General features: G+C 61.7%; 19 protein-coding genes and 1 pseudogene. 8 read left to right on the top strand and 12 right to left on the bottom strand.

What is annotated here, in order from left to right; all coding sequences use genetic code 11:
- Nucleotides 1-28: 28 nt before the first annotated feature.
- Genes AB0P14_RS03585 through AB0P14_RS03575 form a run of 3 tightly spaced genes read left to right on the top strand, consistent with a single transcriptional unit; the run spans nt 29 to nt 4353 of the window.
- On the top strand, nt 29-1372 hold the full coding sequence (locus AB0P14_RS03585) for an MFS transporter (RefSeq protein WP_363837808.1): 1344 nt from the start codon (nt 29-31) through the stop codon (nt 1370-1372).
- Nucleotides 1362-3020: an amidohydrolase gene (locus tag AB0P14_RS03580; RefSeq protein ID WP_363837805.1), complete on the top strand. Its 1659-nt coding sequence runs from the start codon at nt 1362-1364 to the stop codon at nt 3018-3020. The genes AB0P14_RS03585 and AB0P14_RS03580 overlap by 11 nt, the downstream gene beginning before the upstream one ends.
- Nucleotides 3021-3072: 52 nt before the next feature.
- Nucleotides 3073-4353 (top strand): ArgE/DapE family deacylase, encoded by a 1281-nt coding sequence (locus AB0P14_RS03575; RefSeq protein ID WP_363837802.1) that lies wholly within the window; start codon nt 3073-3075, stop codon nt 4351-4353.
- 123 nt (nt 4354-4476) lie between these two features.
- Here the strand turns inward: AB0P14_RS03575 and AB0P14_RS03570 are convergent, their stop codons facing one another.
- The 5 genes from AB0P14_RS03570 to AB0P14_RS03550 all read right to left on the bottom strand — a co-directional run bounded on the left by AB0P14_RS03570 (nt 4477) and on the right by AB0P14_RS03550 (nt 11679).
- Nucleotides 4477-5850 (bottom strand): NAD-dependent succinate-semialdehyde dehydrogenase, encoded by a 1374-nt coding sequence (locus tag AB0P14_RS03570; RefSeq protein ID WP_363837799.1) that lies wholly within the window; start codon nt 5848-5850, stop codon nt 4477-4479.
- A gap of 46 nt (nt 5851-5896) precedes the next feature.
- Entirely contained in the window at nt 5897-7546 is a 1650-nt protein-coding gene (locus AB0P14_RS03565) for a thiamine pyrophosphate-dependent enzyme (RefSeq protein ID WP_363837797.1), read from the bottom strand.
- 61 nt (nt 7547-7607) lie between these two features.
- Nucleotides 7608-9254 carry an amidohydrolase gene (locus AB0P14_RS03560; RefSeq protein ID WP_363837794.1) on the bottom strand — a complete coding sequence of 549 codons (1647 nt, stop codon included), beginning with the start codon at nt 9252-9254 and terminating at the stop codon, nt 7608-7610.
- Between the two features lie 123 nt (nt 9255-9377).
- The gene (locus AB0P14_RS03555; protein WP_363837793.1) at nt 9378-10259 is read right to left on the bottom strand and encodes an alpha/beta hydrolase; all 882 of its coding nucleotides are present in this window, start codon (nt 10257-10259) and stop codon (nt 9378-9380) included.
- A gap of 85 nt (nt 10260-10344) precedes the next feature.
- Entirely contained in the window at nt 10345-11679 is a 1335-nt protein-coding gene (locus tag AB0P14_RS03550; protein WP_363837790.1) for an MFS transporter, read from the bottom strand.
- Between the two features lie 132 nt (nt 11680-11811).
- Here AB0P14_RS03550 and AB0P14_RS03545 point away from each other — a divergent pair, with 132 nt between their 5' ends.
- From AB0P14_RS03545 to AB0P14_RS03525, 5 genes and pseudogenes are all read left to right on the top strand, one after another.
- A complete protein-coding gene (locus tag AB0P14_RS03545) occupies nt 11812-12711 on the top strand; it encodes a LysR family transcriptional regulator (protein ID WP_363837787.1) in 900 nt (299 codons plus the stop codon).
- A 179-nt stretch (nt 12712-12890) separates the two neighbouring features.
- A pseudogene (locus AB0P14_RS03540) lies at nt 12891-13268 on the top strand (IS3 family transposase); the annotation flags it as partial.
- The gene (locus AB0P14_RS03535; RefSeq protein WP_363838176.1) at nt 13269-14039 is read left to right on the top strand and encodes an aldo/keto reductase; all 771 of its coding nucleotides are present in this window, start codon (nt 13269-13271) and stop codon (nt 14037-14039) included.
- 1417 nt (nt 14040-15456) lie between these two features.
- Nucleotides 15457-16440 (top strand): CocE/NonD family hydrolase, encoded by a 984-nt coding sequence (locus AB0P14_RS03530; protein ID WP_363837784.1) that lies wholly within the window; start codon nt 15457-15459, stop codon nt 16438-16440.
- 127 nt (nt 16441-16567) lie between these two features.
- Entirely contained in the window at nt 16568-17683 is a 1116-nt protein-coding gene (locus AB0P14_RS03525) for a magnesium and cobalt transport protein CorA (RefSeq protein ID WP_218713650.1), read from the top strand.
- Between the two features lie 82 nt (nt 17684-17765).
- Here the strand turns inward: AB0P14_RS03525 and ppgK are convergent, their stop codons facing one another.
- From ppgK to AB0P14_RS03490, 7 genes are all read right to left on the bottom strand, one after another.
- Complete coding sequence (gene ppgK / locus AB0P14_RS03520; RefSeq protein ID WP_218713661.1) at nt 17766-18515, bottom strand: polyphosphate--glucose phosphotransferase; 750 nt, start codon at nt 18513-18515, stop codon at nt 17766-17768.
- A 151-nt stretch (nt 18516-18666) separates the two neighbouring features.
- The gene (locus AB0P14_RS03515; protein ID WP_363837781.1) at nt 18667-19722 is read right to left on the bottom strand and encodes a LacI family DNA-binding transcriptional regulator; all 1056 of its coding nucleotides are present in this window, start codon (nt 19720-19722) and stop codon (nt 18667-18669) included.
- A 4-nt stretch (nt 19723-19726) separates the two neighbouring features.
- On the bottom strand, nt 19727-21229 hold the full coding sequence (locus AB0P14_RS03510) for a GH1 family beta-glucosidase (RefSeq protein WP_363837778.1): 1503 nt from the start codon (nt 21227-21229) through the stop codon (nt 19727-19729).
- Nucleotides 21226-22137, bottom strand: a complete 912-nt coding sequence (locus AB0P14_RS03505; RefSeq protein WP_218713648.1) for a carbohydrate ABC transporter permease — start codon at nt 22135-22137, stop codon at nt 21226-21228. Before AB0P14_RS03505 ends, AB0P14_RS03510 begins: the two co-directional genes overlap by 4 nt.
- Nucleotides 22134-23156, bottom strand: a complete 1023-nt coding sequence (locus AB0P14_RS03500) for a sugar ABC transporter permease (RefSeq protein ID WP_363837774.1) — start codon at nt 23154-23156, stop codon at nt 22134-22136. The genes AB0P14_RS03505 and AB0P14_RS03500 overlap by 4 nt, the downstream gene beginning before the upstream one ends.
- A gap of 119 nt (nt 23157-23275) precedes the next feature.
- Nucleotides 23276-24580 carry an ABC transporter substrate-binding protein gene (locus tag AB0P14_RS03495; RefSeq protein ID WP_363837771.1) on the bottom strand — a complete coding sequence of 435 codons (1305 nt, stop codon included), beginning with the start codon at nt 24578-24580 and terminating at the stop codon, nt 23276-23278.
- A 312-nt stretch (nt 24581-24892) separates the two neighbouring features.
- Nucleotides 24893-25867 (bottom strand): glycoside hydrolase family 6 protein, encoded by a 975-nt coding sequence (locus tag AB0P14_RS03490; RefSeq protein ID WP_363837768.1) that lies wholly within the window; start codon nt 25865-25867, stop codon nt 24893-24895.
- Nucleotides 25868-26054: the final 187 nt, after the last annotated feature.

Below are 26054 nucleotides of genomic sequence, written 5' to 3'. Positions count from 1 at the left end.
TGCCACTTAATCGCCTCCTGGAGACCCAATGCCTTCCTTAACTACAGCCCAGCACGTCGCGCGGCAACGACAGCGTCGTTCAACGACCGGCGCCTTTGTTGGCACCGCCCTCGAATGGTACGACTTCTACATCTTCGGCACCGCCGCTGCTTTGGTCTTTGGCCACGTCTTCTACCCGGGCGCAGCGCCTGGTGCGGCGCTCATGGCCTCCTTCGCCACCTTCTGGGTGGGCTTCCTGGCCCGCCCCATTGGCGGTGTGATCTTCGGCCACCTGGGCGACAGGATCGGCCGCAAGAACGTCTTGGTCACCACCTTGATCATGATGGGCGTGGCCACCACCTTGATTGGCCTGCTTCCCGGCTACGCCCAAATCGGTGTCGCAGCCCCCGTCCTGCTCGTCATCCTGCGTGCCCTCCAAGGCATCGCAGTCGGCGGCGAGTGGGGCGGCGCCGTCGTCATGGCGACGGAAAACGCCGTCGGCAAGAAGAAGGGCATGGCCGGCGCCTGGGTCCAGCAGGGCTCGCCCTTTGGCTCCATTCTGGCAACGCTCATGTTTGTCATTGTTGGATGTCTCCCCTCGGAACAGTTCCTGAGCTGGGGCTGGCGCATCCCGTTCCTGATGTCTGCACTGCTGGTGATCGTTGCCCTGGTCATCCGGCTGCGCGTGGAGGAATCGGCGGCGTTCGTTGAATCCAAGGCCACCAACAAGGTGGTGAAAATTCCCATCGTGGAGGTCTTCAAGAAGGCGCCCACCATCTTGTGGCTGGGTGTTGCGGCCTCGGTCATCGGCATTTCACTGGCCTACTTCACCAACACGTTCCTGCTCGCCTGGACCACCACGGAGCTGGGCATTCCACGCCAGACCATGCTGAACATCCTGCTGGGCACCGCCGTTCTCCAGTTCATCTGGCAGCCGCTGGCGGCCTTGATTGCCGAACGCATTGGCGCCGGCAAGGTCATGATCGGCGGGCTGCTGCTGAACATACTCCTCACCGTCCCGTTCTTCATGTCGATCGTGTCCGGCAACCTGGTCTTCCTGACCGTCATGTTGTGCCTGACAATCCTGGGCGGCAGCGCCTACTACGCCATGCTGGCAACCCTGCTCTCATCATCATTCCCCGCCAATATCCGATACACGGGTGTTTCGCTCGCCTACCAGCTCTGTGCCACCATCATTGGCGGATCCACGCCGCTGATTGCCCAGTGGATCCTGACCTCCACGAACGGCAGCCCCTGGGGCGTTGCGGCGTTCTACGTCTCGATGCTCCTGGTGACACTGTTCGGTGTCTGGGGTTTAGGCCGCAAGGTGCGCAAGATCAGTGAGCAGCAGGCAGAGGAAACAGAAGACAAGGAGCGCATTCATGCGCATTGATGCGATTTTCGACAACGGCCGCTTCCGCACAATGGACCCGGACCGGCCCAGCGCCAGCCGGCTGGGTGTCCTCAACGGTAGGATTGTCGGCTTTGATGAAGAGCTCGACGGCGTCACTGCGGACCGCGTGATTGACCTCGCCGGCGCTCCGGTGCTGCCCGGTTTTCACGACGCCCACTACCACGTGTCCCTCACCGGGGCGCGGCTGGCCTCCATTGACCTGCGACCCGGCACCGTCAACACCTTGGACGAGCTGTACGAGGCAGTCCGGCGCGGGGCCGAAGCGTTGCCGTCGGGGGAGTGGGTTCGCGGCTCCGGATACGACCAGAACATCATCGGCGCACACCCCACGGCAGCCGGGCTTGACCGGGTGGCCGGCGGACGCCCCGTCCTGATTGAACACGTGTCCGGCCACATGGTGGTTGCCAACACCGAGGCGTTCAACCGCGCCGGCTATCCGGGCGCCGTCGGCGTGCCGGATGTCAGCGGCGGCCACGTGGCACGCCTTCCCGGCGGACGGGCCTTAGGCCTGCTGCAGGAAACAGCCAACGGGCTGATCTACAACATCGTCCGGCCCATCCCGCTCGACGACGTCCAGCGCAACATCGGACTGGCCTCCGCGCAGGCCGTGAAGTTCGGCCTGACCAGCCTCACCGAACCCGGGCTGGGCGCCATGGAAGCGGTGGGCAACAGCCCCGTGGACTTCCACAGCTACCAGCTCGCACTGGAAACCGGCACGCTCAAGCCCCGCATGACCCTTATGCCGTTCATCAGCACGCTGCACGGCATTGACGGGTACAAGGACGGCTCTCTCGAGCGGGATTGGTTTGGCTTGGATCTGGGCATCCGCACCGGCTTCGGCGGAGATCGGCTGAAGCTGGGGCCGGTGAAGATTGTCTCGGACGGCTCCTTCATTGGCCGTTCGGCGGCCATGCATCACTGCTACCACGGCGAACCTCACAACAAGGGGTTCATGCAGGTTGACCCGGAGGAACTGGCCGCCATGATCATCGGCGCCCACCGTGCCGGCTGGACTGTGGCCACCCATGCCATCGGCGACCAGGCCATGGACCACGCCATGGACGCCGTCGAACAAGCCCAGCGCGTGGCGCCGCGGGCAGGGGTGCGGCACAGGATTGAGCATTTTGCCCTGGCCAGCGACGCACAAATTGCCCGGGCAGCCATGCTGGGCATCATCCCCGTCCCGCAGGGCACGTTCATCTCGGACTTCGGCGACGGCATGATGGCCGCCGTCGAACCGGAAAACCAGCACAACATCTACCGCATGAAATCCCTGCTGGACGCCGGAATCGTGCTGCCGGGATCCACGGACTCACCCGTGTCCAACGGCAACCCGCTGCGCAGCATTCACGACATGGTCAACCGCCGCACCGAATCCGGAGCCATCATGGGCCCGGCCGAACGGCTCACCGTCGAAGAAGCCGTGCGTGCCTACACCTACGGCTCCGCCTACGCCGTCAACGAGGAACACAACAAGGGAACGCTGAGCCGCGGAATGCTGGCCGACTTCACGGTGCTCTCCGATGACCTCTTCACCATCGAAGCGGAGCGCATCGCAGATGTGACCGTTGGCGCCACAGTTATTGGGGGGAAAACCGTCTACACCGACGGCGCTATCCTCGACTAGGAAAGGCCGCCTGAGAAACATCGTTTGACCTCACCGCTTGAAAGGAACCACCATGATCACCACAGAACAACGCCAAAGCATCCTGGACGCCGTTGACACAGCCTTCGACGAGCAAGTCGCCTTCACCTCCCGGCTCATCGCCGAACCCTCCCTGCGCGGATGCGAAAGTGCCGCCCAGGAGATCATGTACCAGGCCATGGTCGAGCGCGGGCTCAAAGCCGACCGCTGGACCCTTGACCCGGAAAGCCTGGCCACGCACCCGGGTGCCGGGGCCGTCGTCGTCGATTACAGCCAGACGCCCGCCGTGGTGGGCAGCTATTCACCGCGCACGACAGGCGGACGCTCGCTGATCCTGAACGGTCACGTGGATGTGGTGCCCGTGGGCCGGCAGGAACTGTGGTCGCGCAGCCCGTGGGAGCCGGCGATCATTGACGGCTGGCTGCACGGGCGCGGCGCAGGCGACATGAAGGCCGGGCTTGCGGCGAACCTGTTCGCGTTTGACGCTGTCCGCAACGCAGGTCTGCTGCCCACGGCCTCGATTTACATCCAGTCGGTTCCGGAAGAGGAGAGCACGGGCAACGGCACGCTTGCCGCCCTGCAGCGCGGTTACACGGCCGACGCCGTGCTCATTTCCGAGCCGACCGAGGGGAAGCTCGTGCGCTCGCATGTGGGGGTCATCTGGTTCTCCGTCCGGTTGACCGGACGTGCCGCCCATGCCTTTGAGATGGCCGCCGGCAGCAACGCGGTGGATGCCGCCTATGCCGTCATCACCGATCTGCGTGAACTTGAAAGCGAATGGAATGAGCGCGCCAAAGACCACGAGCACTTCTCCGAGACGGAGCACCCCGTGAACTTCAACGTGGGCCTCATAGAGGGCGGGGACTGGGCCTCCAGCGTCCCGGACTGGTGCGAGTTCACGATGCGTGTGGCCGTGCTGCCGGGTACCTCCGTGGAGGATGCGTGGGCGGAAATCAACGACACCGTCCAACGCTCCGGACGGGAAAACCCGGCCGTCGCCGGCATGGAACCGACCGTCACAAAGAGCGGCTTCTTCGCCGACGGCTACGTGCTGGAGGAAGGCAGCGACGCTGAAAACGGCCTGTCCGCCGCCCACGCCCAGGCCACCGGCAAGGAGCTGGAAACACTCATCGTCCCCGGCTACATCGACTCCCGCGTGTACGGGCTGTACACGGGCACGCCGTCCATGGTGTTCGGCCCCGTAGCGGAAAAGCTGCACGGCTCCGACGAACGCGTCAGCCTCGACTCACTGCGCGAGGTCACCAAGACCATGGCCCTGTTCATCGCCGACTGGTGCGGGGTGGAAGAAGCGTAGAGCAGGTGCCGGGGTTTCCCGGCGCACGCGTTAATACAGTTAAAAAAGGAGGCAGCTCCCGCCGTCTGGCGGAAGCTGCCTCCTTTAGTGCGCAAGTAGATCAGGCGAATTGGGTCCGAAGGATCAGACGGAGAACTTCACGAGCTTGCGGTTGACGAACTCCTCCATGCCGTACTTGCCCAGTTCGCGGCCCACGCCGGAGCGCTTGACCCCGCCGAAGGGCAGCTCGGCGGCGGTTCCGCCGGCTTCGTTGATGGAAACCATGCCGACCTCCAGCCGGTTCGCGATGGCGCCGGCCCGGTCAACGTTGGCCGAGTGGACCGAGGCGCCGAGCCCGTAGACGGAGGAGTTGGCCAGCTCAACGGCAGCGTCGTCGCCGTCGACCTTGTACAGCACAGCCACCGGGCCGAACAGCTCCTCGGAGTAGGCGCGCATGTCAGGGGTGACATCCGCCAGGACGGTGGGGGCGTAGAACGCGCCCTCGCCCTCAAGGACCTGGCCGCCGGTCAGGACGGTGGCGCCCTTGTCAATGGCGTCCTGCACCTGGGCGGCCAGTCCGTCGCGGGCGGCGAGGGAGGAGAGTGGGCCCATGAACGTGTCCGCCAGGGTGGGGTCGCCCACCTTGATGCCGGCGACGGCGGCCGTGAAGCCGGCCGCGAAGTCCTCGTACACGCTTGAGTCAACAATCATGCGCTTGGCCGCGTTGCAGGCCTGGCCGGTGTTGCCGAAGCGGCCAAAAACGGCGTGCTTGGCGGCAGATTCCACGTTGGCGTCGGCCAGGACCAGGAACGGGTCGGAGCCGCCGAGTTCCAGCACAACTTTCTTCAGATTCCGCCCGGCGACCTCGGCCACGGCCATGCCGGCACGCTCGGAGCCGGTCAGGGACACGCCCTGCACGCGCGGGTCGGCGATGATGTCCGCCACCTGCTCGTTGCTGGCGAAAATGTTCACGTACGCACCCTCGGGGGCACCGGCTTCGCGGAAGATCGCCTCCATGGCCAGTGACGATTCGGGGCACTGCGGTGCGTGCTTGAGCAGGATCGTGTTGCCGTTCATCAGGTTCGGCGCGGCAAAGCGGGCCACCTGGTAGTACGGGAAATTCCACGGCATGATGCCCAGCAGCACGCCCAGGCCTTCCTTGCGGATGAACGCGTGGCCGCCGGCGGCAACCTCCAGCTCCTCGTCCGCCAGGAACTTGGCGCCGTTGGCGGCGTAGTAGCGGTAGATGCTGACCACGATGTCCACCTCGATGCCGGCCTGGAAAACGGGCTTGCCCATTTCGCGGGTGATGATGGCGGCCAGCTCGTCGCGGCGTTTGGTGTAGAGATCGGCGACCCGGTGCAGCAGGGCCTCGCGCTCGGTGATGGCGGAGGCGTTCCACTGCCCGAAGGCTGTGTGGGCAAGAGCCACGGCGTCGGTGATCTGCGCGTCGGTGGCGGCGTCATAGCTCGCCTCGAGGGTCCCGGTGGCCGGGTTGATGACTGCATAGCTGCTCATGGGAGCTCCTTCGTGGGTTCGGTTGGGGTTCACGTTACGGCACCTTTTACGGCAGGGCGATGGCGGGGTCGGCCACCACATGGATCAGGGCCGGGATGCGGTCCCCGGTCACGGCCTTCAGGGCGCGTTCGACGGCGCCGGCCACCTGCTCGTTGCCCGTCACCGTTTCGCCGTGCCCGCCATAGGCGCGGGCCAGGGCGGCGAAGTCCGGGTTGGCGAGCTGGGTTCCGCTGACGCGGCCCGGGAAGTGGGCTTCCTGGTGTGAGCGGATGGTGCCGTACTGGCCGTTGTCCATGACGATGGTCAGCACCGGCGCGTTGAATTGGGCCGAGGTGGCCAGTTCCTGTCCGTTCATGAGAAATTCGCCGTCGCCGCACACGGCCACCACCAGGCGTTCGGGATCGGCCTTGGCTGCTGCGATCGCGGCCGGGATGCTGTAGCCCATGGAGCCGTTGCGGGTGCCCAGCTGGGACGGGAACACATCCGTGGGCAGGTAGTACTGGGCCCACGCGCAGTGGTTGCCGGCGCCGAAGGTGGAGACGATGTTCGCGGGCAGGTGCGCCAGGAGCTCGGCCATGACGGCGGACATGTGTGCTGTGCCTTCTGACGTGGCGGGCAGTTCGGCCAGTGCCGGGATGGTGGACTGGGCCACGTGGGCGGCCCGGCCGGGTTCGAGCCAGCCGGCCCAAGCGGCGGCGCGGCCCAGCTGCAGGCCGGACACGGCTTCGGCGAAGGCAACGGGGGAGGCGAGCAGGTGTTCGGTGACGGCGCCGGAGCGTCCGCGCAGGGAGGAATCGATCGTGACCAGGATGTTGGTGGCGGACGAATCCTGGCGCAGGGTGAAACCGTCGGTGGGGACGTCCGTGGGAACGGCACCCACGGCCACCAGCACATCGGCCTGCTCAAACATGGCGGCCGTGACGTCGTGGCGGCCATAGCCGAGCCAGCCTGCGTTTACGGGGGAGGAGGACGGGATGTGGTCTGCCGCGTGCCAGTCCTGGATGACCGGGATGCCGTTGGCTTCGGCGAATTCTGTCAGGCCCTGTGCTGCGGCCGGGGTCCAGCGCTGGCCGCCCAGGAACAGCAGGGGGCGTTCGGCGCCGCGCAGCAGTGTTGCCAGTCGATCCACTTCGGCAGCCGAGATGGCGCCTTCGGTGACCTTGATCTGCGGGTGCAGGGTGCCGGTGAACTCGTGTTCGAGGACGTCCTCGGGCAGTCCCACCACCACGGGGCCGGGGCGGCCGGAGCGGGCGGCGAAGAACGCTTCGGCCACCACCTCGGAGGCGCGGCTGGCCTCATCCAGCACAAACACGCGCTTGGTCTGGGTGCCGAACCAGGCGTGCGGGTCGAACTCCTGGAACGACTCGCGCATCCTGTCGGCCAGGGGGATCAGGCCCACGAACAGCACCATGGGGGTGCCGTCCTGCCAGGCCGAGTGCAGGGCCACCATGGCGTTGGCGGCGCCGGGACCGCGGGTCACCATGGCCACGCCGGGGTTGCCGGTGAACTTGCCGTGGGCTTCGGCCATGTAGGCGGCGCCGCCCTCGTGGCGGCACACAACGGTTTCAATGTCGCTGCCGTGGAGGCCGTCAAGGACGGCGAGGTAGCTTTCGCCGGGGACGGCGAAGACGCGCTTGACGCCGTGCAGGGCCAGTGAGTCGACGATCGCCTGGCCGGCGTGGGTGGGATGTGCCATGGGAGGGTCCTTCGAAAGTGGGGAGAAAAGAGAGGGAGAAAAGAGGAAGAGTGGGTGGAGCTCAGCCTTGGGGGAAGGCGCCGGCGGCCAGCGCCCCGCCCACCACGGTGGCCATGACGGTGATGTTTTCAATGTCGGCGGCCGGGACTGCGTAGATGTCCTCGGAGAGGACGACGAAGTCGGCGAGCATGCCCGGCGCCAGCGTGCCCTTGATGGTGTCCTCGTGGACGGCGCGGGCACTGCCCACCGTGTAGGAGCGGATGGCCTGCTCCACCGTGATGCGCTCTTCCGGGACGAAGTCCGCGCCGGAGGCCGTCACCCGGTTGACCAGTGCAGCAATGTTCAGGATGGGATTGGCATCCACCACGGGGGAGTCGGTGCTGGCGGGGATCTCAATGCCGACGTCCAGGAACGCCTTCACACGGTAGGAGATGCGGGTGCGTTCCGGGCCCATGGCGCGGGCAACGCCGTCGCCCAGTTCCGTCACGAAGCGGCCCTGCGGGACAGGGGTCAGTCCCAATGCGGCCATGCGGGTGATCTGGGCGTCGCTGGCAACGGAGACGTGCTCCACGCGGTGGCGGGCGTCGGGGCGCGGGCTGATCTGCTGCGCCTCCTCGAAGATGTCCATGACCACGTCCAGGGCGGCGTCGCCAATCGCGTGCACGGCCAGCTGCCAACCGGCCAGGTGGGCGCCGATCAGGCGTTCGCGCAGCTGGGTTTCGGGGAACTGGAGGAGCCCGCGGTTGCCGGCCTCGGCGTCGTAATCGCAGCACATGAACGCGCTGCGGCCAATGAGGGAACCGTCGGAGAGGACCTTGGTGGGCCCGATCCGCAGGAAGTCATCGCCCAGTCCCGAGCGCAGGCCCAGGTCCAGGCCGAAGAGCTGGTGGCCGTCAATGGTCTCGTCGCCGATCGGGTGCAGCGTGGTCAGGTACGGCATGACGGTGGCGCGCACGCCCAGCTGTCCGCGGTCCTTGGCGAGCTGGAAGCCGGCCAGGTCCCGCACCGACATGCCGATGTGGTCCGGGGCGCCAATTCCGGGTTCGGTGATGGAGGTGATGCCCAGCTTCAGCACTGCCTCGCTGCCGGCAGCCACGATGTTCGCCACTTCCTCCACCGTGTGGGCGGGGATGTGGTCCATGACCAGGGCGCGGGCGGTTTCCTGCAGCAGCCCGAGCGCGCGGCCCTCGCTGTCGGCGGGGGCGGCGCCGCCCTCGGGGGCCTGGACGTTGCGGCGGCCGAGGAAGCCGGAGAGTTCAAAGGCTGCCGTGTTGGCCACGCCCATGTGGCGCGAGTTGTGCACCAGGTAGACGGGATGTCCGTGGCTGACGGTGTCCAGCTGCTCCGCCGTCGGATGTTCACCGAGGTAGTTCTGGTCGTAGCCTGAGCCCAGAACCCAGGTGCCTTCTTCCGCTGCGGCGGCATGGCGCCCAACAGCGGCCAGCAGTTCATCGAGGGAATTGACGACGCCGGGGCGCAGGTCGATCTCGTGGGTCGCCTGGCCAATGTGGGACAGATGGCAGTGGGCGTCGTTGAAGCCGGGGACCACAACGGCCCCGCCCAAATCGACGACCCTGGCAAAGGCGCTCGCAGAAAGATCGGCGTCGAGGCTGACCACGCGGCAGTTGTGGATGCCCATGGCTGTTGCTGACGGACGGTCGTGGTCCTGGGTGTGGATCACGGCATTGGTGTACAAAACATCCAACATGAGGTGCCTTTCTGCTGCGGGGTGTGTTCTACGTCCCAGTATTGGCTCAAGCATTCATGCTGTCCAATACATAAATTGTGCTTTTATCATGCCTAAAAGTTATTGATGGGGATCCGTGTGCCGTCATGAAGAATCCACAACGTGCCCGGCCAGCCAGTCCACTGCCGCCCAGGCGGCCGGCAGCATGCCGACCATGTGGAAGAAGCCGTGCATTTGCCCGGGCCAGCGGCGGTGGATGACGGGAACGCCGGCGGCGGCCAGGATGTGTGCGTAGTCCTCGCCCTCGTCGCGGAGCACGTCATGGGCGGCGGTGATGACCACGGCTGGCGGTGCTCCGGCGTGGCTGCCCGCGCGCAGCGGGGCAACTGCCGATTGGGTGCGGGCGTCGCGGTCGGGGACGTACTGGTCCCAAAACCAGGCCATGGTTTCCGCCGTGAGGAAGGTCTGGTTTTCCGGTTCGCCATAGGAGGTCCGGGCAAAGTCCGCGTCGACGGCAGGGTAAATAAGCAACTGCCCGGCCAGCCCTCCCGGCACCGCATTGCTTTCCAGGGCAAGCGCTGCGGCCATGTTGCCACCGGCGCTGTCGCCGGCGATGAACAGGGACAGGTCCTTGGCGCACGACTGCCGCGCGAACCAATGCAGTGCCGCGCGGCAGTCGTCGAGGGGGACGGGATAGGGGTGTTCCGGGGCCCGGCGGTAGTCGGCCAGTGCCACGATGGCGCGGGCGCCATGCGCCAGCCGCTGCGCCATGGGGGTGAAGCCGTCAACGTCCTGGAAAACCCAGCCACCGCCATGCAGATAGCAGATGGCGGATTCGGCCCGGCTGTCGGGGGAGGCTCCGGCAGTTGTGCCGGGGACGAGGCCCGGGAAGACAAGCCGGACGCGGATGGATCCGTCGTCGACGGCAATCGTGTGGTCCTCGACACGTCCGGCGGGAGTGCCGGGGGTGTAGGTGTCATTGCGGGACGCCGCGGCGGCCCGGGCCTGGGGGAGTGGCAGTGCCATAAGCGGCACGCCACTCCCTCCCTTCGCCATGTCAGCGAGCAGTCTCTGTGTGGGAAGGTCCAGTGCCATGGGTACGACGGACTGTCTACGCGTTGGCCGTGGTGGGTTCCGAGGCGGCTAGCGAGTCCCGGGCCGCCATCTTGGTGTGCAGCCCCCAGACACCCAGAAGGGTGACAATGGCAATCACGCCGTAGAACGCGGCGACGCCCCACGGGCCGAAGCCGTTCAGAATGGACTGGGCGATCAGCGGTGTGGAGCCGCCGATGATAGAGGCGCACAGGCCGTTTGCCAAGGCCACACCGGTGAAGCGGACGTTGACGGGGAAGGCGCGAGAGATGAAGCTGGCCAGCATGGCGTAGTAGGCGGTGCCGCCGAGGATGGAGATGCCCAGCACCACGGCAATGAGGACCGGGTTGGCCGTCATAATGGCCAAGAACAGCGGCACAATGATGACCAGGTTCAGCAGCAGCCCGCCAATCATGACCTTGGTGGTGCCGACCTTTTCGGCAATTCGGGCGGCAATGGGCTGCCAGATGAACTGGATGACCGCCATGAGCAGCAGGATGTTCAGGATGGTCTGGCGCGCCATGCCGAAGCCGCCGTCGGCAACGGGTGTGGTGGTCCAGGATAGCAAGAAGGTGTTGTTGAAGAAGGCGATGGCGATACCCAGGACAGAGGCGGCAACACCGAGCCACACGTAAACGGAGGCCTTGCGGAAGACTTCAACGATGGGAAGCTGAACCACCTGGGACTGCTTCTTGGTTTCCAGGAAGTCCTGTGATTCCTCCACCTTGGCGCGGATGATCAGGCCCACGATAACCAGGACTGCCGAGAATAGAAACGGGATGCGCCAGCCCCAGGAGATGAAGGCTTCGTCCGGGAGTAGCCCAACGAGGAGGAACATGCCGGTGGCCATGATGGAGCCGGCAGGAGAGCCCTGCTGTACCCAGGCTCCGGCTGCGCCCTTCTTCTTTTCGCTGGCACTCTCGGTGGCCATCAGGGTGGCGCCGGCCCATTCGCCGCCGACGGCCAGGCCCTGGGCGGCACGGAACACGACCAGGAGGATGGGTGCTGCTACTCCGATCGTCGCGTAGCCGGGAAGCAGACCGATCAAAGTGGTGGCAGTGCCCATCAGGAACAAGGTGGCAACCAAGACGTTCTTGCGCCCGAACCTATCGCCGAGGTGGCCGAAGAGGACGCCGCCGATCGGACGGGCCAAAAAGCCCACCCAGAATGTGGCGAACGAGGCCAGTAGGCCCACTCCGGCATCAACGCCGGGGTAGAAGACCTTGCTGAAAACCAACGCGGCGGCGGTGCCGAAGATAAAGAAGTCGTACCATTCAATGGCTGTGCCGACGAAGGCGCCGGCGGTCGCGCGTTTTTGCCGTTGTGTGGGGGTGAGGACTGAGGTGGATGGCATGGGGTGCTCCCAGGTTTGGCATCGACTGTGACGCGGGACATATCTGATTTCAACTAATCATGGGCGCTCGAATTCATCCTGTCCAAGACCAAATATGTTCATTCTCCATGCCGAAAGGTTATGGTTGGCTTTATGAATTATCGGCGCCTGCTCTATTTTCTCTCCGTTGTCGACGTTGGCACTATCACCGGGGCCGCCGCTGAACTCCATATTGCCCAGCCCGCACTGAGCAGGCAGATCAAGTCCCTCGAAGCGGAACTGAAGCTGCGCCTGTTCCAGGCGCAGGGTACCCGGCTCGTGCTCACACCCAGCGGTCGCGCCTTCGTGCCCATGGCCCGGCGCCTGCTGGTGCAAACCCGCCAACTGGAAAGCGCCGTCGAGGTGCTGCGCTCGGGCTCCGTGCAGAGACTGACCGCAGCGGCAACAAGTGCAAGTGTCAGGGGATTTTTGGCCGACTTCATCGCTTCCATGCCCGCCACGGAACCGATGATCCTCACCAGAACAGTGGGCCACTTTGAGCTTGAGGACGAGCTGGCCAAGGGCGCCGATTTCATCATCAGCCCCATGCTCCCCAGCGGCGGGCTGACCTCGGTGAGCCTGGGTGTTGTCTCGCTGCGCGCCCTCGTGGGGCCAGGTCATCCGTGGCATGGAGACGGGCGCACCACCGTGGGGATCAGCGAGCTGTGTGCACAGCCTAGCCTCATCCTGCCCTCCCACCACAGCGTCAGCCGGCACATCCTGGAGGAGTCGCTCAAGCGGGTGGGTGCGACACTGGGTAATGTTGCCGAGTGCGACGACGGCCCCATCTTGATGGCGTTGGCGTCGGCCGGGCGCGGGGTTGGGGTGAGCACCGAGGTGGTCAACTTTGGTGTCAGGGCACTGGACATTGTTGACGATGCTGATGACCCCAAAAATCAAGGCCCGGTGCTGGCCATGTACATGGCCTGGTACGGGGGGCACTATGCGGACCGCGTGCTCCGAGAGCTGGCGGCACGCCTGGGGCCCCTGTCAGAACGGCAACGCCGGGCCTGACCATTCTGGTCATCACGAGCGGAACCATCGACCGCGTTTGCCCGTGTTCGAGGTGCACTTAAACTCACGAGTACCGCTCCATCCTCTCTACGTCAAACCCTCTACGTCAAGCTGGTTGTGAGCCACCAACTTGGCTGAATTCTTTGGCTGAAACGGCCTACAGATAGTTGATCACATATATCTACTCGAATAGGATCGTTGGGCACTCCATCAGCTCCCGGATGAAGGCTGCTCTATAGCGACAGGGACTCTCAAATCCGATCCAACACGTACGTTCGCCTGATCGGTTCCGCTGGCCTGCAGGGCTTTATGGGTCGGTTTGGGGCAGATAATGCCGCTATGGAAAGTTTATTCTCGCTGTTGTAAAAGAATGTGCTGAACCAGAAAAGGTGGGAAGCTCGGGACGAACTACGCCTGACTATCGTTCTCTGGATCGAGAAAACCTATCACCGCTGACGCCGCCAACGACGACTCGGCAAGCTAACACCATAGAATTTGAGAAGATAAACAAGACCACTAAACCGGTCCCTAAAATATCAACCCAGCCTGTCAACTAAATCCTGGGCAGACCCGTTCGAGATGCTGTCAAGATTGGCTACCGGAACATCGACACCGCCCAGGCCTACAGTAACGAGCGCGGCGTCGGCGAAGGCATCCGCACCAGTGGGGTCGACCGTGAGGAACTGTTTGTCTCCACGAAACTGGCCGCTGAGATCAAGAACTACGACGAAGCAGTGGCAGCGATCGAGGAGGCCCTCCATGCAATGGGGCTGGGGTACATCGACTTGATGCTCATTCACGCCCCGCAACCGTGGACCGATTTCCGCGGAGGCGACTACGCCGAAGGGAACCGTGAGGCCTGGCGTGCGCTTGAGGAGGCCTATGAAGCGGGCCAGCTACGCTCCATCGGTGTCTCTAACTTCCTGCAACAGGATCTGGAGAACATCCTTCAGCACAGCGTTGTTGTTCCGCACGTGAACCAATTGCTGGTCCACGCAGGCAATACCCCTACCGAGCTCATCACGTTTTGCCAGCAAAAGGGGATCCTCGTCGAAGCCTATTCGCCTATCGCCCACGGCGAGATCCTGAAGAATCTGGACGTCGCAGCGATGGCCGAGAGGTACGGCGTGACGGTTCCACAGCTATGCATCCGCTACACCCTGCAGCTGGGTGCCGTGTCGTTGCCGAAGACCGCCAACTCCGAGCACATGCGAAGCAACGCTGAGGTGGATTTCGAGATCGCACCAGAGGACATGGCCACGTTACGAGAACTGCGCGCACTGGAATACGGCGAGAACAGCGCATTCCCCGTCTACAGTGGCAAGTAAAAATTGTCTGTCGCGACGTCTGGAGGAGTTCTCAGGTCGTCGCGGCAGACGGCAGCTCGGCAAGTTGGCGCATCCGCGCCTCAGTTGATGTTTTGGGCTCGAGACTGTGGGCCGCTAGGGTCAGACCATTCTCCGCGAGAAGCATGAGGGCATCGAAGCCGGAGGTAGCCCATAGAGAACGGCGGAACTCTTCGTAGCCGCTCCGGTCTAGATGCGCTTCGGGTCGGTCAAAAAATGTTAGGAATGCCTCGGTACATAATGTTAGGAATGCCTCGGTACATAGGGAGACCTTGCTGATAGGGCTGGCACGGCAATTCAGTCTGAGCGTCCGAGGCCGCAGAAAATTCGGCATACCGAAGCCTATTGGACCCAGATCCCCAACAGGTGTCAACGCTTTCCAGGAAATGATGGGATCAGATCCGACCCCACCTGCCGCATCTGAGCTCATCGAACACGCACATGAAAGTAAGTTGCATTCTCGGATATTTTGGGATGGTTATGCATTGCTCTGAAACGCTGGATGAATGTAACCGACTCATTAGAAACTCATTAAATTGGGCGACAATTGCCAACTCTTCAGTACCATCCATTGTTGCGCGCCTTTCGCACCAACAAGGGCCAGGAACGACCATTGGCAAGTCGAAATTGACGGTAGAGGCGACAGCGGGGTGACAAACGTTGAAAACTCTTAATAGGTTTCTCTCGTTGAATGCGACGCTGACCTGCGGCGATAGTTGCCTGCGTGCATTGGGTCCGATAATTTCGACTGACTATCTCATGGAGCAATATCGGTTCGAAGGTCGTGAGGTTCGAATTGCGACCGCTCGTATGATGATAGTCGGATCTCGCTCTTATCTAAACGATGTGCTCACTTCCTCTCACTGCCGGCCACATTGAGCACTGTCTGAAGATCAATCGCATGTTGACCAGTGAAACGAAGGCTGCTGTGCTTACCATCTAGGACGAGGGAAATTTCGACGAGACCCTGTCCCTCTTTGGCCTTGGTGTTCGCCAGGGCCGCGATGAGTTCCTCATTTGGAGTTTCTCGTGCGTGTTTGTATAGGGCCGCGCAGAGGGGGCACAACGATAGGGAGTTGGCTGTGTGCACCTGTTCGAGCGGTTTTACAAAACGGACTGATTCGAAATACCAATTTCCCTCGACTCTGAATGGAAGTGGTTTGTGGCACGACTGGCAGAACATTTCACCCGCGTCGGTCGTGTACTGCGCCCGGAGGTAGGCTTTCGACTCTGCGGCAGCCTGGGTTTGACCGTTGACGACACTTCGGAGTCGTGATTCGACTTGGTGTTGCGGGGCGGCATGCCGGACACGGGATTTGCTGCGGTCTTGAAGAATGGGAGCTTCTGGGGAAAGAACCAAAAGGAGGACATCCTTGCGGAGGCAGAAGCCTTCCCGCTAATGACCGAGCTCTGGGAAAACAAAATTCCGGACTTCGACCGAATCACCGTTCCCGCCTATGTCGTGGCCAGCTACTCAAACACCCTCCACACCGCTGGCACGTTCCGGGCCTGGCGCCGGATGGCATCGGAGCAGAAATGGCTTCGCATCCACAACAGCCAGGAATGGCCCGACTACTACGACCCGGCAAACGTTGAGGACCTGCGCCGCTTCTTTGACCACTTCCTCAAGGGTGCAGACAATGGGTGGGAGCAGACACCACCGGTCCGCTACTCCTTGCTCGACCTTGCCGGCGGGGACCAGGTCGCCGTTGCCGCCGAAGCATTCCCTCCCTCGAATGTCGCCTCAACCAAGTACTTCCTCGACGGCCGCACCCGCGCATTGATCCCGACCCGCCCCGAACAGGATGCAACAGCAACCTACGTTGTGGAAGCCAATACGGATCTGGTCTCCTTCATCACCCGTTTCGATCAAGAGACGGTGATGGTGGGCTACCCGAAAGCACATCTGTGGGTCGAAGCTCGGGGCGCTGATGACATGGACCTGTTCGTCCTGGTGCAGAAGCTGGATAAGTTTGGAACGCCGTTGCAGCAGTTCACCGCTCCCAATCAAAACGCGATGATTCACGACGTCACCGAGCGCGGTGGCTCGATCCTGCGCTACAAAGGTTCGGACGGCCGGCTTCGAGTCTCCCTGAGGAACCTGGAAGAGGAACTGTCGACTCCAGATATCCCTGCGCATAGTTTCGATCGAGTCGAGAAGCTCGCACCCGAGCAGATCGTGGACGTCGAGATTGACCTGCTTCCCATGGGGCTTGTCTTCCATCCGGGTGAGCAGCTCCGCTTTGTTATCAGCAGTCGCAGCCTTCTGGGTCCGATGATGCCAGGGGCGCAGGAGTATGTACCCGCGAATAGCGGAACGCACGTCATTCACACCGGTGGAGACCACGCGTCCTATCTGCAGCTTCCCATCAAGGGCAGCTAAAGTACCGGACTAAGCTGGTTGAATGACACGAGAAACCGATGCGCGCTCCACACCGTTTGGAGCGCGCACCGTCCTCTCAAGACCGGGGCGATTCGCCCACACCTGATACCTCGAGCAAGGGAAACATATGCTTCAGCGTTATAGCGATGAGTCCACACGGCGCCGGGGCGCACGATTCCAGCGACGGTCTGCCACTGAACTGCCCCGAGCCGAGGTCTCGTCGTGCAGAACCCGGTACATTGTCGACGGTCACCTTCGTCCCACCCCCGAGCGCATTTCCGTGGCTGAAGCCCTGCATTTTGCAGAAGCGGCCCCACACCGGATGGCCCTGAGTCTTTTCCCCGCGCCAACTCCGCAGGACATTGCTGAGCTCGCCGACGCTTGGGCCTTGCACCCTCTGCTTGTCGAAGACCTGCTGCACGCGGGCCAGCGTCCGAAGCTGGAACGCTACGGAGATGTCCTTTTCATGGTTGTGCGGTCCGCGCGATACGACGACGCCGCCGAGGATGTCGATTTTTCGGAGTTTCACGTTCTGGTTCGCCCTCACGCCATAGCTGTCCTCTGCCAAGACAAAAGGTGGATCGACGGGACCAGTGAGGCAACCCTGTCCGGGGATCCGTCCGATCTTGCGGACCGCGACGGCCACACGCTCCTTGACGACGAATACCTTCTGAACCTGGGCCCCGAAGCAGTCGCCTATCGGCTTCTGGACGCGATCGTTGACGGATACACACCAGTACTCCGTGGGTTGGCTATCGACAAAGAACAAATTGAACGCCAGGTATTCAGCGGAGACGCCGCCGTCGCCGAACGCATCTACCGGCTGAGCCAAGAAGTCATTGACCTGCAACATACAACCACATCGATGGCAGATGTTTTGGTCGGACTTCGGCAGGGCTTTGACCGCTACGAAGTTCCAGAACCACTGCAGGCGTATTTGCAGGACGTTGCAGATCACCTCACCCACGCCAGCACGCGCGTTTCCGAACTCCGTGACGCACTCTCACAGATCCTCAGCGTGAACTCAACCCTCGTTGCCCAGCGGCAGAACGAGGACATGAAAAAGATCTCCGGCTGGGCCGCAATCCTCTTCGCGCCCACCCTCATCGGGGCCATCTACGGCATGAACTTCGATGTAATGCCCGAGCTGCACTGGGCCCTCGGATACCCCCTGGCTGTGGGCGCGATGATCGCCCTGGCGGTCGGGTTGTACATTGTCTTCAAAACGAAAAAGTGGATGTAACCCAAACATGGGGTGAATCCTGACCGCTGCCGGGATTCGCCCCCAGCAACCACCTGATAGTCCGGGGCGTTTGCCAGCGAAGCTAGTTGGTAGGCAACATATGGGTGGCTGCCCCTATGGTTCCTGCAGTATTTCGCAGTTGTGCGGGGATGACCTTTGTTTTCAGTTTGAGAAGTGGGAGGAAGTCGTCTGATCTGGCGGAGATCCCGCCGCCGACAATGATCAGGTCGGGGGAGAGCAGGAATTCCAAGCGTGAGAGATACCGGTTGAGGCGGCGGGCGTACTCTGGCCATCCCATGTTGTTGCGCTCCCTGGCGACTGCAGAGGTGGTGATCTCTGCGTCCTGCCCATCGATTTCCAGGTGCCCGAACTCGGTGTTGGGTATGAGGGTTCCGTCCAGTATGAGCGCAGACCCTATGCCTGTTCCCAAGGTGATGACGACGACGAGTCCTTTGCTATTTCTTCCGGCACCAAAGTTGGCTTCGGCAAGGCCGGCGGCATCGGCGTCATTTATTGCACTGACGCGACGGCCGAGCTGTTCGGCCATGAACTTGTTTACGTCGAGTCCGATCCAGGTGTCGCAAATATTGGCTGCGGACCGTGCGATGCCCTGCTGCATGATGGCAGGTGCCGCCACACCGAGTGGCATGTTGCTGTGAGGTGCTGTCTGAGAACGCTCCAGGTCTTGGAGCAACTGGCCGATGGCGTCTGTTACAGCCATCGGAGTAGCGGGCTGCGGCGTAGGAATCGTTGTTAGAGATCCAGCCAGTTGACCATTTTCTGTATTAACTATTCCGCTTTTGATCGAGGTCCCGCCGATGTCGATCCCCATGGAGTGGGTGGGATGGATGATGGTTCGTGGAGGCTGGATCACCGACGGGAGATTCAGGAGCCGTGTCGGGTTGGTCATTGAACTTATTCCTTGTAATTGGGGCCAAACTTTCACTACGAATACCGTCTGTTGCCCTGGAAACGGCGTGGTGTCAGTATCCGCGAGTGCTTTCCCGGATGATGAGTTCGGGGGAGAACACGATGGGGCTCGGTTGTTCATCGAACGGGGCCCCTTTGTCAAGAAGATGCAGAAGTCGCTCGACAGCGGATGAGGCCATCTCGACAACAGGGTTGCGGACGGTGGTCAGAGGGATGCTGGCGTTCGCTGCACCTCCCAGGTCGTCAAAACCAATGACGGCGACGTCATGGGGAACGTTTTTGCCATGTTCTCGGAGCGCAGCCAGCGCGCCGAGCGCCATGAGATCTGACGCTGCGAACACCGCATCAACACCAGGTTCTCGATGGAGGATGTTGTTCATGGCCTCGTACGCGGTCGCGGTGGTGAAGTCGCCCTGGGCAAATAGATCAGACGGCAGCTTTGCAGCTTGGAGGGCCTCACGCCAACCTCTGGTACGGTCCATGCCCGCAGTCATGTCTTGTGGGCCGGCGATGTGCGCGATTCGGCGGCGCCCGAGACCGATCAGGTGCTCAGTCGCCAGGCGTCCGCCAGCGGCGCTGTCGACGTCGATGTAGTGCAGGAGATCTTCAGCGTGGAAGGGTCGTCCCACAAAGACTCCTGGTATGCGGGAGCCAAGGACGGCGTCTTCGAGTCCGTCTTTGCGGTGGTGTGAGACGATGACTGCGCCGTCCACGTACCCGCTGCGCAGATACTTGGCGATTCGTCCTCCGGACTCGTCTGGCCGGGCAATCAGGAGAACCAACTGTTTGTCGGACGGGGTGAGTGCTGCACTGATGCCGCGCAGGGTGGCGCCGATGAAGGGGTCCGAAAGCACGCGCTCGTCGGGCTCGGGAATCACTAACGCGATGGAGTCGGTGCGACGGGTGACCAGGGAACGCGCTGCGCGGTTGGGACTGTACCCGAGCAGTTTGGCTGCCGCGTCAACGGCTGTCTGGGCGGCCGGTGAGACCCGGAGGCCCCCGTTGATCGCGCGTGACGCGGTCGAACGGGAGACTCCGGCTGCGGCCGCAACCTCATCCAAGGTTGGCGGCGATGCCTCTACCAGCGAATTGCGGTATGGAAAGGCCACAAAGTTAGCTTTCCACTGCTGCCGCAAGCTGGAGTTCCGCTTCCAGCACGGCGGGAATGGCATTGTCCTTCGCGACTTGACCGTACCAGTGGCCGCTGGCCTTTATCGTGCGTTGCTGGGTTTCGAAGTCAACTCCCACAATTCCGAAGCGCTTGCTGTATCCCCAAGCCCATTCGTAGTTATCCAGAAGGGACCAGGCAAAGTAGCCCCTAACGTCAACGCCTGCGTCAAGGGCATCCTTAATCGCCCGCAGGTGGAGGTCGTAGAAGTTGAGCCTGTTTTGATCGTTGACGTAGCCGTTCTCATCGGCCACGTCATCAAAGGCGCAGCCGTTCTCGGTGACGTACAAGGCGATACCCTTGGGCCCGGTGTAATCCTTCTGCAGGCGGGTGAGCAGCCGAGTCAACCCTTCAGGCTGGATCTCCCAGTTCTGATCTGTCATGGGCAAACCGCGGTTGCGGACCTTGACGCCTTCAGCAGCTGGGTAGGGAGACTGGGTGATTCGTGTGACGGGTGCGCTGCCGTCGACTGCGTCGGGGTATTCACGGTAGGAAACTTCCTCGCCGTGGTAATAGTTCACCCCGAGGGTGTCGATTGGGGTGGAAATAATTTCGAGATCGCCGTCCTTGATGTGCGATTCGAGAACGCCGCCGAGCCCGGCTTCAGCCAAATCGGGGAACAGGTCTTGGGGATATTCGCCCAGAAGAATGGGATCGGTAAAGACGCGGTTCATTTGGCAGTCTATTCGTCGGGCAGCGTCCACGTCCTGCGGATCGTTGGGATCCACAGGGTCCGCAACTGTGAAGTTGAGGGTGATCCCGAGGTTTGCTTCCGGCTGTCGGCTTCGGATCTCCTGGGTGACCAGACCATGTCCGAGCATTTGGTGATGAGCGGCAGCGAGTGCATCGGGGTAGGAGGTTTTGCCGGGAGCATGCACGCCGGCGCCGTAGCTGAGGAACGATGAGCACCACGGCTCGTTGAGTGTGGTCCAAATATTGACTCGGTCGGCAAGGGCTTCGTGCATGGTCAGGGCGTACTCGGTGAAGCGGTATGCCGAATCACGGTTGGCCCACCCGCCGTTATCTTCCAATGCTGCCGGGTGATCCCAGTGGAACAAGGTCACCCACGGCTTGATGTCATTCTCCAGCAGTTCGTCCACGAGGCGGGAGTAGTAATCAACACCGAGCTGGTTGACACCTGCCGGTCCCGAAACGGCGTCGGGGCGGACCCGGGCCCAAGAAATGGAGAAGCGGTAAGCGTCAAGATTAAGTGACTTCATCAAGGCAACATCGTCTTGGTAACGGTTGTACTGATCGCAGGCCACCTCCCCGGTGTCGCCGCCCAGGACTGCACCAGGCACGCGTGCGAAGGTGTCCCACACGGAGTCCCTGCGCCCGTCCTGTTGGCTGGCGCCCTCGACTTGAAACGCTGCTGTGGCAGCGCCCCAGAGGAAACCGTCGGGGAATTGGATCCGTGCTGTGCTGTTGAGGTTCAAGTTGTTGGTCATCCTTTTACTGCTCCTGCCATGATTCCGGTGACGAGCTGTTTGCCCGCAAAAATAAACACGACGATCAAGGGGACCGTCGACAGGATGACACCCGCCATGATGAGCGAGTAATCCTGGAAGTAGCCTGCCTGTAGTTGACGGACAACCATAGGCAGGGTCGGGTTTTGGTTGGTGAGGATAATCGATGGCCAGAAAAAGTTGGTCCAGCTGCCGATAAATGTGAACAAAGCGAGCATTGCGGCCGCTGGGCGCGCAGCGGGGAGTGCGATGTGCCAGAACGTCTTGATCAAAGAGGCACCATCCACCCTGGCCGCTTCGATTAGTTCGTAGGGGAGTGCATTCTCGAGGTACTGCGTCATCCAGAACACGCCGAAGGCGGTGACCATGCCGGGCACGATCACAGCCACGAGTTTGCCCGACCAGCCAATGTTGGACATCACCACGAACAGCGGGATCACGCCGAGCTGGGTGGGTACCGCCATGGTGGCAATAACGAACACCAAGAGCGGTCCCCGGCCACGGAATTTTAGTTTCGCAAAGGAGTAGCCGGCCAGCGTCGAAAAGATGACTACCGACAAGGACTGTAGAACAGCGACGATGGTGGAGTTCAACAGACCCTTCAGAAGAGGGATGTCAGAGTTCAAGATGCGTTGGAAGTTCGCGATCAGCTCCCCACCAGGAATCAGGCTGGGAATCGCTGTCTTGGAAATGGTGAGCTGATCCGAGGAGGCCAGCAGGAAGGTGTAGTAGAGCGGGTAGATCGAGATGAGAAGAACGACGCCGAGGATTGCGTAGGTTACCCAGCTTGGACGACGGTCGGCACCGCCGGCTTGTCGGCGGCGTTTGCGGGCCTGCGAACGGGCAGCGCCTTTACCGGAGGTTTGGGCAATGACGGGAAGAGAAGTCATTTTGTCCTCGTTGCTGTGGAATTGGTGGTCTTGGACTTGTTCTTGCCAAGCTTTGAGCTGCCCGAATCCGAGATGCGGCGGGTGATCGCGAAGTTGATGACACCGATCGCAACGATGATGAAGAGCAGGATCAGCGCTACTGCAGAGGCGCGGCCGAAGTTCTTTTGGTTGCCCCAGCCGAGGTCGTAGATGTACATGGTCACGGTGATCCACTGTTTGCTCGCACCGCCGGTACCAGCGGCATCAAATACACGTGCCTCGTCGAAGATTTGCAGGCCACCGATGGTGGCGGTCACGATGATAAAGATGAGGGTGGCGCGCAGTTGAGGCACGGTGATGGAGATGAATTGGCGGGCACGTCCAGCACCGTCAATGATGGCTGCTTCGTAGAGTTCCTTGGGGATGGTCTGCATCGCGGCAAGGAAGATCAGGGTGTTGTAGCCGGTCCAGCGGAAGTTCACCATGCTGGCGATGGCGATGTGACTGGGAATGACATCGGAATGCCAGGCGATCGGGTCCAGACGGAATATTTCCAAGACGGCGTTGATGAGGCCGTACTGGTCGCCGAAAAGGCGGGAGAAGATCAGGCCAACGGCAACGGGAGCAACAACGTACGGTAAGAGAACGCCCATGCGCCAAAACGTCTTGGCGCGAATGTTGGCATTGAGTACCGCCGCGAGCAAAAGCGCGACGATGACCTGCGGGACTGAAGAGAGCAGGAAGATTGAGAAAGTATTGCGCAGCGCCTTCCAGAAGGTGGGCTGGTTGAAAACATCTACATAGTTCTGGAATCCAACGAATTTTCCCTGCCCGAGCAGCAGATGCCACTCATGAACCGAGACGTAAGCCGTGTAAACAAGCGGGAAGAGCCCCGTGATTGCGAAAAGGATGAAGAACGGCGAAATATAAAGATACGGGGAAAGCTGGACATCCCACTTACCGCGCTTTTGGCTGAATGCGATGCGGCGGGGAGACTTCTCCTTCTCAAGCACAGGCTTAGAAGCAGTTTGGACAGACATGAAAGATTCCTTCGGAAGATGTATGAGTCTCTATGAGACCTGTCGGGCGCCGTGGGTTCCTCGACGGCGCCCGACACGATCAGCGAGCCTCGCCTCTATGTGAGCTCGAGAGCGCTAGCTCAGAAGCCGAGCTCTGAGAATTCGGTTAACACGCCCTTCCACGACGCTTCAGCGTCCTGAGACTTGTCTACGTCCACACGAGTGATTCCGTCTTGCACGGCGGAGTGGATCGTGAAGTAGTTCGCTCCTCGGAATACTGGTGCTGCATCGTTGAGCGCGACCGCCCGAGATGAGAAGATTTTTCCGGTCGGGGCTTCATTGAAGAAGTCATTCGTGGAATCCAGGAGCACCTGCGAGCTCTGAGCCTCGATCTGGCTCGGGAAGGCGCCAGCAGTCTCGAAGGCCTTGACCTGCTGCTCGGGCGCGGTCAGCCAAGCTGCAAGTTTCCTCGCTTCCTCGGTGTTCTTACCCGAAGCAGGGACCGTGAGGAAGGACCCGCCCCAGTTGCCGCCGCCGCCGGGGTAAACATCGGCGATGTTCCATCCTTCGACTCCGCCTGCACGCTCTTCAATAGGACCAGTCATCCAAGCCGGGCACAGCATGGTCGCGAATCCGTTGTTCTGGAACGCGGAATCCCAGTCGCTTTCCCACTGGGTGAGTCCTGCGGAAAGGTCAGTCGATTCTTTCAGGACTTGGGTGAACATGTCCTTGACGGTCTTGTTGTCCGCAAGTTTGGTCGGCTCACCGCTTGCGGGGTCCTCATATGCGGCCTCGACCTGGCCGACCATGCTGTGGAATGTGGCGTTAGCCGAGTCGAACCAGGCAGTGTCGGATTTTGCTACGAATTCGTGGCCGGCTTCAAAGTAGTCGTCCCAGGTAGCCTTTTCCCCACCGAGGAATTCGGCGAAGGCTGCCGGGTCAGATGGCAGCCCGGCAGCCTTGACAAGATCCTCGCGGTAGCAGACGGCCTGTGGCCCAATGTCGGTTCCATAACCAATCAGGGTGCCGTCAGTGGTACGTCCTTGGGCTTCCTTCCAGGGGAGCCATCGCCCTTCCACATCAGCCGAGGACAAGTCCATGAAGGCGTTCGGAAGCTGGGAGAGTTCCGGCATCCAGTCAATTTCGATGGCTTCGATGTCGGCAAGTCCCTCACCTCCGGCTGCCAGCCGGGTGGTGAGGTTGGTGCGGGCATCCGGGGCGGTTGCAGCCTGCTGGTGCTTGATGGAGACGTTCGGGTTGGCGTCGGTGTACTCCTTGAGGAGTTCATCGGTGTACCCAAAGTTGTTGAACGTGGCAACGGTGAGGGTGACACCTGAGCCGTCACCGTCGGAAGGCGGCGTACTGCTTGAACATCCTGAAGCGAGCAGGGTTAGGGAGGCCAGCGAAGCGATCGCTGCCCATTTCCTGTGGATGGGTAAACGCATATTGACTCCTTTGTCCGAGAGCCGATTTTGTTATCGGTCTCGATTAAATCGTTCACACCCCGGCCGAGCATGGGCACCGCGTCGACAATCTTGAGGTGTGACGTAACTAATGTTCTGATTCGAAAACGGGAGCGCTTCCATGAAGCTGACCCAATAATGCTATGGCTGTGGGAGCGCTGTCAAGGGCCCCATTGGAAACACAACCGGAAGCGCTCCCGGTTTCGTGCAGGGCTGCAGGATTTTATGGGCGCGCGTTACTGAATTGTTATTTTTGTCTTGTTCGTGGATTGACTGCCGGGTGTGCGTCCTGGGCTAGTACCCATAAATCATGTCGTAGGCAACCTGGGGCAGGAACGCTCCTGCTGTGGAGCCGAGCCCGACTCCGCAATCGCCGTCGGATTCGCCGGGCGTCTTGATCCAGAGGAGCATTTCGGCTCCTCCGCCATACTGGCTCGAGGAGCCGATTTTTTGGCCGCCCGGGTTGCACCACGGCGTGCTTGAGTTTCCATTGGCGTTGCGATTTGAGTCGATCACATAGGGCTTGGTGTAGCCAAAGCGCGAGTTCAGTTCAGCATTGACGGCATTGCCGTAGGCGGTGTTCTCAGCGTTGTTGTGAAAGTTGGAAATATTCAGCGAGAAGCCATGGGCATTTTGCAGTCCTGCCGCATTGAGCCGTTGGGCCATCGTTGCAGCGTCAACCCATCCGGGATTCCCGGCGTCCAAATATGTCCAAGTGTTAGGCGCCTGTGCGTTGAACTGGGCAATGGCATTGATCAGCATGTTCTGCCGGTCGCCCACCTGGGATGAACTCATGCAGTCGAAGTCACCAAGGGCGTCGGGTTCCAGGATGACGATTGCGGGCCTGTCGGCGATGCCACCTGCAAAGCTTGCTATCCATGTGTTGTATGCGTCAACAGAGCCCGCGCCGCCGCCGGAGTGCCCTCCGCAGGCGTCGCGACCTGCAATGTTGTAGGCGACCATGATGGGAAGTTTGTTGTGATAATCGGCCGCGCCGACGTACGCGCCGGTGGCGGTGCCGATGGTTCCGCTCCAACTGCCAAACCATCGCGCCATGGGCTGCTGCCCGATTGACGTGCGGATGGCGCTCGACCTGCCGTCTTGGGGGTTGGCGTCAGCCCACTGGAGGACGGTTGAGTCCGGATCGACATAGAAGCCGTTCGTGAGTTCAGGCGGACTTGCCGCAAAAGCTGTGGGTGCCGTGCTGAGCGAGGCCAGCGCCAAGGCCAGGACAGTTGCTGCGAGGCGAATGCGAGGTTGTGATGACAAGCGCATTTGTTGCTCCGATCTGTTGAGGTTGGGCGGCCGAAATCGGCCGGTTTCCTGAGGAGAGTCACTATTTCCGGTCCGCGCCGTCATTGCCCTGGATCGCGAATGGTCGTACGGGATCAAGGGGTGCGGATTCAGCGGTATCGTGCGGATTGGTTGAGGGTTAGAACCGGCAAATTTCCGTTAT

It is taken from the genome of Specibacter sp. NPDC078709, from assembly GCF_040686795.1.
Lineage (GTDB): Bacteria > Actinomycetota > Actinomycetes > Actinomycetales > Micrococcaceae > Specibacter.
Note: the sequence above shows the minus strand (reverse complement) of the source record. Positions and strands in the feature narration are given on the sequence as shown.

Coding starts and splice junctions, on each gene's coding strand:
- AB0P14_RS03585 (WP_363837808.1), top strand. CDS start 29: ATGCCTTCCTTAACTACAGCCCAGCACGTCGCGCGGCAACGACAGCGT.
- AB0P14_RS03580 (WP_363837805.1), top strand. CDS start 1,362: ATGCGCATTGATGCGATTTTCGACAACGGCCGCTTCCGCACAATGGAC.
- AB0P14_RS03575 (WP_363837802.1), top strand. CDS start 3,073: ATGATCACCACAGAACAACGCCAAAGCATCCTGGACGCCGTTGACACA.
- AB0P14_RS03570 (WP_363837799.1), bottom strand. CDS start 5,850: ATGAGCAGCTATGCAGTCATCAACCCGGCCACCGGGACCCTCGAGGCG.
- AB0P14_RS03565 (WP_363837797.1), bottom strand. CDS start 7,546: ATGGCACATCCCACCCACGCCGGCCAGGCGATCGTCGACTCACTGGCC.
- AB0P14_RS03560 (WP_363837794.1), bottom strand. CDS start 9,254: ATGTTGGATGTTTTGTACACCAATGCCGTGATCCACACCCAGGACCAC.
- AB0P14_RS03555 (WP_363837793.1), bottom strand. CDS start 10,259: ATGGCACTGCCACTCCCCCAGGCCCGGGCCGCCGCGGCGTCCCGCAAT.
- AB0P14_RS03550 (WP_363837790.1), bottom strand. CDS start 11,679: ATGCCATCCACCTCAGTCCTCACCCCCACACAACGGCAAAAACGCGCG.
- AB0P14_RS03545 (WP_363837787.1), top strand. CDS start 11,812: ATGAATTATCGGCGCCTGCTCTATTTTCTCTCCGTTGTCGACGTTGGC.
- AB0P14_RS03530 (WP_363837784.1), top strand. CDS start 15,457: ATGACCGAGCTCTGGGAAAACAAAATTCCGGACTTCGACCGAATCACC.
- AB0P14_RS03525 (WP_218713650.1), top strand. CDS start 16,568: ATGCTTCAGCGTTATAGCGATGAGTCCACACGGCGCCGGGGCGCACGA.
- ppgK (WP_218713661.1), bottom strand. CDS start 18,515: ATGGGGATCGACATCGGCGGGACCTCGATCAAAAGCGGAATAGTTAAT.
- AB0P14_RS03510 (WP_363837778.1), bottom strand. CDS start 21,229: ATGACCAACAACTTGAACCTCAACAGCACAGCACGGATCCAATTCCCC.
- AB0P14_RS03505 (WP_218713648.1), bottom strand. CDS start 22,137: ATGACTTCTCTTCCCGTCATTGCCCAAACCTCCGGTAAAGGCGCTGCC.
- AB0P14_RS03500 (WP_363837774.1), bottom strand. CDS start 23,156: ATGTCTGTCCAAACTGCTTCTAAGCCTGTGCTTGAGAAGGAGAAGTCT.
- AB0P14_RS03495 (WP_363837771.1), bottom strand. CDS start 24,580: ATGCGTTTACCCATCCACAGGAAATGGGCAGCGATCGCTTCGCTGGCC.